Source organism: Pseudomonas sp. NBRC 111127, assembly GCF_001320345.1.
In the GTDB taxonomy this organism is placed as follows: Bacteria; Pseudomonadota; Gammaproteobacteria; order Pseudomonadales; family Pseudomonadaceae; genus Aquipseudomonas; species Aquipseudomonas juntendi.
The window spans coordinates 1-5,467 of the sequence record NZ_BCBD01000234.1; the positions used below are offsets into that span (position 1 = coordinate 1).

5 protein-coding genes and 2 tRNA genes are annotated in these 5,467 nt (G+C 62.5%); 3 read left to right on the top strand and 4 right to left on the bottom strand.

The genetic code is table 11. The annotated features are described in order from the left end of the window. Window positions 1-91: 91 nt before the first annotated feature. Window positions 92-168 (bottom strand) — tRNA-Asp (locus APH30_RS25825). Window positions 169-181: 13 nt separating this feature from the next. Then, window positions 182-257: transfer RNA gene (locus tag APH30_RS25830), tRNA-Val, on the bottom strand. A gap of 217 nt (window positions 258-474) precedes the next feature. Between APH30_RS25830 and rdgC the strand changes: the two genes are divergently transcribed. The 3 genes from rdgC to sugE all read left to right on the top strand — a co-directional run bounded on the left by rdgC (window position 475) and on the right by sugE (window position 2,993). Continuing rightward, entirely contained in the window at window positions 475-1,395 is a 921-nt protein-coding gene (rdgC, locus tag APH30_RS25835) for a recombination-associated protein RdgC (RefSeq protein ID WP_009686222.1), read from the top strand. A 185-nt stretch (window positions 1,396-1,580) separates the two neighbouring features. After that, on the top strand, window positions 1,581-2,552 hold the full coding sequence (locus tag APH30_RS25840) for a bile acid:sodium symporter family protein (protein WP_054914122.1): 972 nt from the start codon (window positions 1,581-1,583) through the stop codon (window positions 2,550-2,552). Between the two features lie 123 nt (window positions 2,553-2,675). Next, window positions 2,676-2,993 carry a quaternary ammonium compound efflux SMR transporter SugE gene (gene sugE, locus APH30_RS25845; RefSeq protein ID WP_009686221.1) on the top strand — a complete coding sequence of 106 codons (318 nt, stop codon included), beginning with the start codon at window positions 2,676-2,678 and terminating at the stop codon, window positions 2,991-2,993. A gap of 9 nt (window positions 2,994-3,002) precedes the next feature. Here the strand turns inward: sugE and APH30_RS25850 are convergent, their stop codons facing one another. Together APH30_RS25850 and APH30_RS25855 are read right to left on the bottom strand one after the other, a co-directional pair. Next, window positions 3,003-4,880 carry an MFS transporter gene (locus APH30_RS25850; RefSeq protein ID WP_054914123.1) on the bottom strand — a complete coding sequence of 626 codons (1,878 nt, stop codon included), beginning with the start codon at window positions 4,878-4,880 and terminating at the stop codon, window positions 3,003-3,005. A gap of 139 nt (window positions 4,881-5,019) precedes the next feature. Further along, on the bottom strand, window positions 5,020-5,467 hold a 448-nt coding region (locus APH30_RS25855), incomplete at its 5' end, for an amidohydrolase (RefSeq protein ID WP_156326694.1).

Genomic DNA, 5,467 nt, shown 5'->3' on the forward strand with positions numbered 1-5,467 from the left:
TCAGGCACAAAATTTCAGGCAAAAAAAAAGCGACCCTAAGGTCGCTTTCTTTGTAACTTCCGGGTGTTCAGTGGGCCCTGGAAGTTGAATATGGCGCAGCGGACGGGACTCGAACCCGCGACCCCCGGCGTGACAGGCCGGTATTCTAACCGACTGAACTACCGCTGCGCTATACATCGAGTGGTGGGTGATGACGGGATCGAACCGCCGACCCTCTGCTTGTAAGGCAGATGCTCTCCCGGCTGAGCTAATCACCCATGTCTCTCGGTGTGGCGCGCATTCTACGTACGCCCCTGCACCCTGGCAAGCACTTTTTAAACTTTCTTCAAAAAAAACCTCAGGTCTTTCAAAGACCTAGCGTTGCCAGGCGTTTTCTTGCGCCATTAACCACTGCTGGCCCTCTGACAGGGTTGGCCTGGGAGCACTGCTCGGAGAATAATGCCCGCCTTATGCATTAATGAGAGATTGCCCCGCATGTGGTTCAAGAACCTGCTGACCTACCGCCTGACCCAGGAAGTACCGTTCGAGCCTGAAGCGCTGGAGGCCGCCCTGGCCAGCAAGCCGGCCCGCGCCTGTGCCAGCCAGGAGCTGTCCACCTATGGTTTCATCGCACCGTTCGGCAAAGGCGAAGACGCGCCCTTGGTGCATGTCAGCGGCGAGTACCTGCTGATTGCCGCACGCAAGGAAGAACGCATCCTGCCAAGCAGCGTGGTCAATGACGCCGTGAAGGAAAAGGTCGAAGAGATCGAGACCGAGCAGATGCGCAAGGTCTACAAGAAGGAACGCGACCAGATCAAGGATGAGATCATCCAGGCCTTCCTGCCGCGCGCGTTCATCCGCCGCTCGATGATTTTCGCTGCCATTGCCCCGCGTCAGGGTGTGATCCTGGTCAACTCGGCCAGCGCCAAGCGTGCCGAAGACCTGCTGTCGACCCTGCGTGAAGTGATGGGCTCGCTGCCAGTGCGCCCAGCCACGGTAAAAATCGCACCGGTTGCCACCATGACCGACTGGGTCAAGTCGCAACAGGCTGCTGAAGGCTTCTACGTGCTGGACGAGTGCGAACTGCGCGACACCGCCGAAGACGGTGGCATCGTGCGCTGCAAACGCCAGGACCTGACCGGCGAAGAAATCCAGCTGCACCTGAGCACCGGCAAGGTGGTTACCCAACTGGCCCTGGCCTGGCAGGACAAGCTGTCGTTCATCCTCGACGACAAGATGGTCATCAAGCGCCTGAAGTTCGAAGAGCTGCTGCAGGAGCAGGCCGAACAGGACGGTGGCGATGAGGCGGCCCAGCAGTTCGACGCCAGCTTCCAGCTGATGATGATGACCTTTGCCGAATTCTTGCCGGTGCTGTTCGAGGCCCTGGGTGGCGAGGAGATTCCGCAGGGGGTCTGATGCTGTTCGAAATGCCGGTGCTGGCTTGGGAGAAATCCCGGGACAATGCTGGCTTCTTCGCGGGCTTGCCCGCTCCCACAGGTACAACACAGGTTCTGAATACTGTGATGTACCTGTGGGAGCGGGCAAGCCCGCGAAGAGGCCAGTGAAATGCCTGAAGCCATAAATAGAAAAGGAATTGACCCATGCGTGCCCTCGCCGCCCTCAGCCGCTTTGTCGGCAACACCTTCGCCCTGTGGGTGCTGGTGTTCGCCCTGCTGGCTTTCCTGCAACCGCAATGGTTCATCGCCTTGAAGGTAGCCATCGTGCCGCTGCTGGGGCTGGTGATGTTCGGCATGGGCCTCACCCTCAAGCTCGACGACTTCGCCGCCCTCGCCCGCCAGCCCTGGCGGGTGATGCTGGGGGTGGTTGCGCACTTCGTGATCATGCCGGGCATGGCCTGGCTGCTGTGCCAGCTGTTCCAGCTGCCGCCGGAAATTGCCGTGGGGGTGATCCTGGTTGGCTGTTGCCCCAGTGGCACGGCCTCCAACGTGATGGTCTGGCTGTCTCGGGGCGACCTGGCCCTGGCCGTGGCAATTGCTGCCGTCACGACCCTGCTGGCGCCACTGCTGACCCCTGCCCTGATCTGGTTCCTGGCCTCGGCGTGGCTGCCGGTGTCCTTCATGGACATGTTCTGGTCTATCCTGCAACTGGTGATGCTGCCGATCGTGCTGGGCGTTATCGCCCAGCGTTTGCTCGGTGCCCGCGTGCAGGCGGCTGTGCAAGTGCTACCGCTGGTGTCGGTGGTGAGCATCGTGATGATCGTGTGCGCAGTGGTGGCGGCCAGCCAGGCAAAAATTGCCGAATCGGGGCTGCTGATCATGGCAGTGGTAGTGCTGCACAACAGCTTTGGCTACTTGCTGGGGTACCTGACCGGCAGGCTGTGCAAACTGCCACTGGCCCAGCGCAAGTCACTGGCGCTGGAGGTGGGCATGCAGAACTCGGGGCTGGGGGCGGCATTGGCAGCGGCGCATTTTTCGCCCCTGGCAGCGGTGCCCAGTGCATTGTTCAGCGTTTGGCACAATATTTCCGGGGCTCTGCTGTCGACCTGGTTCCGGCGCATGGGTGAGCCCAGGAAGCAGGCTGAAGGGGTGGAACCGGGCAGGCATCGAGGGTGACAGCCAGGCTTGCCCTGAAACCTGCAGGTGTGCACTATAGTGCTCACTGTGAGGACGGCCTCACGACGCACCGCGTGATCATTCCGGGGACGGCCCCATCATTCACCACGATGGAGAAGCACCATGTCCTGGATCATCCTGTTCTTCGCCGGCCTGTTCGAGGTCGGCTGGGCCGTAGGCCTCAAATACACCGACGGCTTCAGCAAGCCACTGCCTACCGTACTCACCGTTGCCGCCATGGCTATCAGCCTCGGCCTTCTGGGCCTGGCCATGAAGGAGTTGCCGCTGGGCACTGCCTACGCCATCTGGACCGGGGTGGGTGCCGTGGGCACGGTGATCGCCGGCATTATCCTGTTCGGCGAATCCATGGCCCTGGTACGCCTGGTTAGCGTGGCGCTGATCATCACCGGCCTGGTCGGCCTGAAGGTCAGCGCCAGCTGATCCCCTCCCCTAGCGCAAGTTGCCGCGCAAGCGCCTGACCTGCTCTCGCAAGGCTTCTGGCTGCGCCGCCTCCACCGGGATGGCGGCACCGGCCACGATGGTCACCCGCGACCATAACCGCTTGAAGAAGCCTTTGCGTGGGTCGCGGCTGAAGAAACTGCCCCACAAGCCCTGCAAGGCCAGCGGAATCACCGGCACCGGGGTTTCTTCGAGGATGCGCTTGACGCCCCCCTTGAACACATCGATTTCACCATCACCGGTCAGTTTGCCCTCCGGGAAGATGCACACCAGTTCGCCGTCGGCCAGGTACGCGGCAATGCGCGCGAAGGCCCGCTCGTACGTGGCCTGGTCTTCATTGCGCCCGGCAATCGGGATGGCCCCTGCGGTACGGAAGACAAAGTTGAGCACCGGCAGGTTGTAGATCTTGTAGTACATGACAAAGCGGATCGGCCGGCGGATCGCCCCACCCAACAGCAGCGCGTCGACGAACGAGACATGGTTGCACACCAGCAACGCCGCACCCTGGTCGGGAATGCGCTGCAGGTCACGGTGCTGCACGCGGTACATCGAATGGCTGAGCAGCCAGATCAAGAAGCGCATGGTGAACTCGGGCACGATCCTGAAAATGTAGGCGTTGACCGCGATATTGAGCAGCGACACCACCAGGAACAGCTGGGGGATGCTCAGCTTGGCCAGGCCCAGCAAGAGGATGGTGAGCAGTGCCGACACCACCATGAACAGGGCATTGAGGATGTTGTTGGCCGCGATTACCCGGGCGCGCTGATCTTCGCCGGTGCGGGCCTGAATCAAGGCATACAGCGGCACGATGTAGAAGCCGCCGAACACCCCCAGGCCCATGATCGACAGCAGGATCCACCAGGCCTGGCTCATGCCCAGCAGCGCCAGCCAGTCATGCGGCGCAGCGGCCGCTGGCACATCGCCAGAGTGCCACCACCACAGCAGCCCGAACAGGGTCAGGCCGAACGAGCCGAATGGTACCAGGCCGATTTCCACCTTGCGCCCGCTGAGCCGTTCGCACAGCAGCGAGCCCAGCGCGATGCCCACCGAGAACAGCGTCAGCACCAGCGTTACCACGGTGCCGTCACCGTGCAGCCAGTCCTTGGCGTAGGCCGGAATCTGCGTAAGGTAGATGGCGCCGACAAACCAGAACCACGAGTTGCCGACGATCGACCGCGACACTGCCGGCGGCTGGCCCAGGCCCATGCGCAGGATCACCCAGGATTGCTTGAAGATATTCCAGTCCAGCGGCATGTTCGGCGAAGCCGCGGCTGCCCGCGGGATCCAGCGGCTGGCCAGGTAGCCCAGCACCGCAGTGCCGACCACCCCCCCGGCCACCACGGTGGCGTAGCTGTCGGCCGACATCATCACCCCGGCGCCGATGGTGCCTGCCAGGATGGCAAGGAAGGTGCCGGTTTCGACCAGCCCGTTGCCACCGACCAGCTCTTCTTCACGCAGGGCCTGGGGCAGGATGGAATACTTCACCGGGCCGAACAGCGCCGAATGCGTGCCCATGCCGAACAGCGCCACCAGCATCAGCGCCAGGTGGTTGGTGATGAAGCCCAGCGCGCCGATCGCCATGATGGCGATCTCGGCCAGCTTGATGGCGCGGATCAGCGCGTCCTTGGCAAACTTTTCGCCAAACTGCCCACCCAACGCCGAAAACAGGAAAAACGGCAGAATGAACAGCAAGGCACACAGGTTGACCCAGATCGACCGGTCACCCTCGCCCAGACTGAGCTTGAACAGGATCGCCAGGATCAGCGACTGCTTGAACAGGTTGTCGTTGAAGGCACCCAGCGACTGAGTGATGAAAAACGGCAGGAAGCGCCGCTTGCCGAGCAAGGTGAATTGCGAGGAATGACTCATCGTCCTTGGTCCTGATGGCTTTTCAATTGGAGGCGCGCCGGGCGCACCAGGCCACAAATCTGCATGGGAAATGCAGCGGCTGGCAAGCGCAGGGTCAGAACCCGCCACGCTCAGCGGGTCGATCGCGCCCGGCAGGCGCTCATTCGAAACCGAACAAAGCCCGCGCGGTATCCACCAGCAGGGCCTGGCGCAGTTGGGCCGAGCAACCCAAGGCCTCGAACTGCTGCACTGCAGTGGCAAAGCTGATCGTCGACTCATGCTGGGTATGCGGCCAATCACTGCCCCACATCAAGCGCTCGGCGCCGTAGTGCGCTTCCAGCGCGCACAGTGCCGAGCGCGCGAAGGCCAGATTCTCGTCCGGCGTCCCCGCCAGCCGGTAGATCCCCGACACCTTCACCCAAACCTTGCCCTGCCCGCCCAGGGTCAACAGTTCGGCGCACCCGGGCTGGCCCAGCCCACGGCGGGCATCGGGGCGGCCGAAATGGTCGATCACGATGTTCAGGCCATAGGGCTGCAGCGCGCGGACCAGTGCCGGTATGTCCGCCACCTGCCGGTGCAGTTCCAGGTGCCAGCCTTGTTCGCCAATG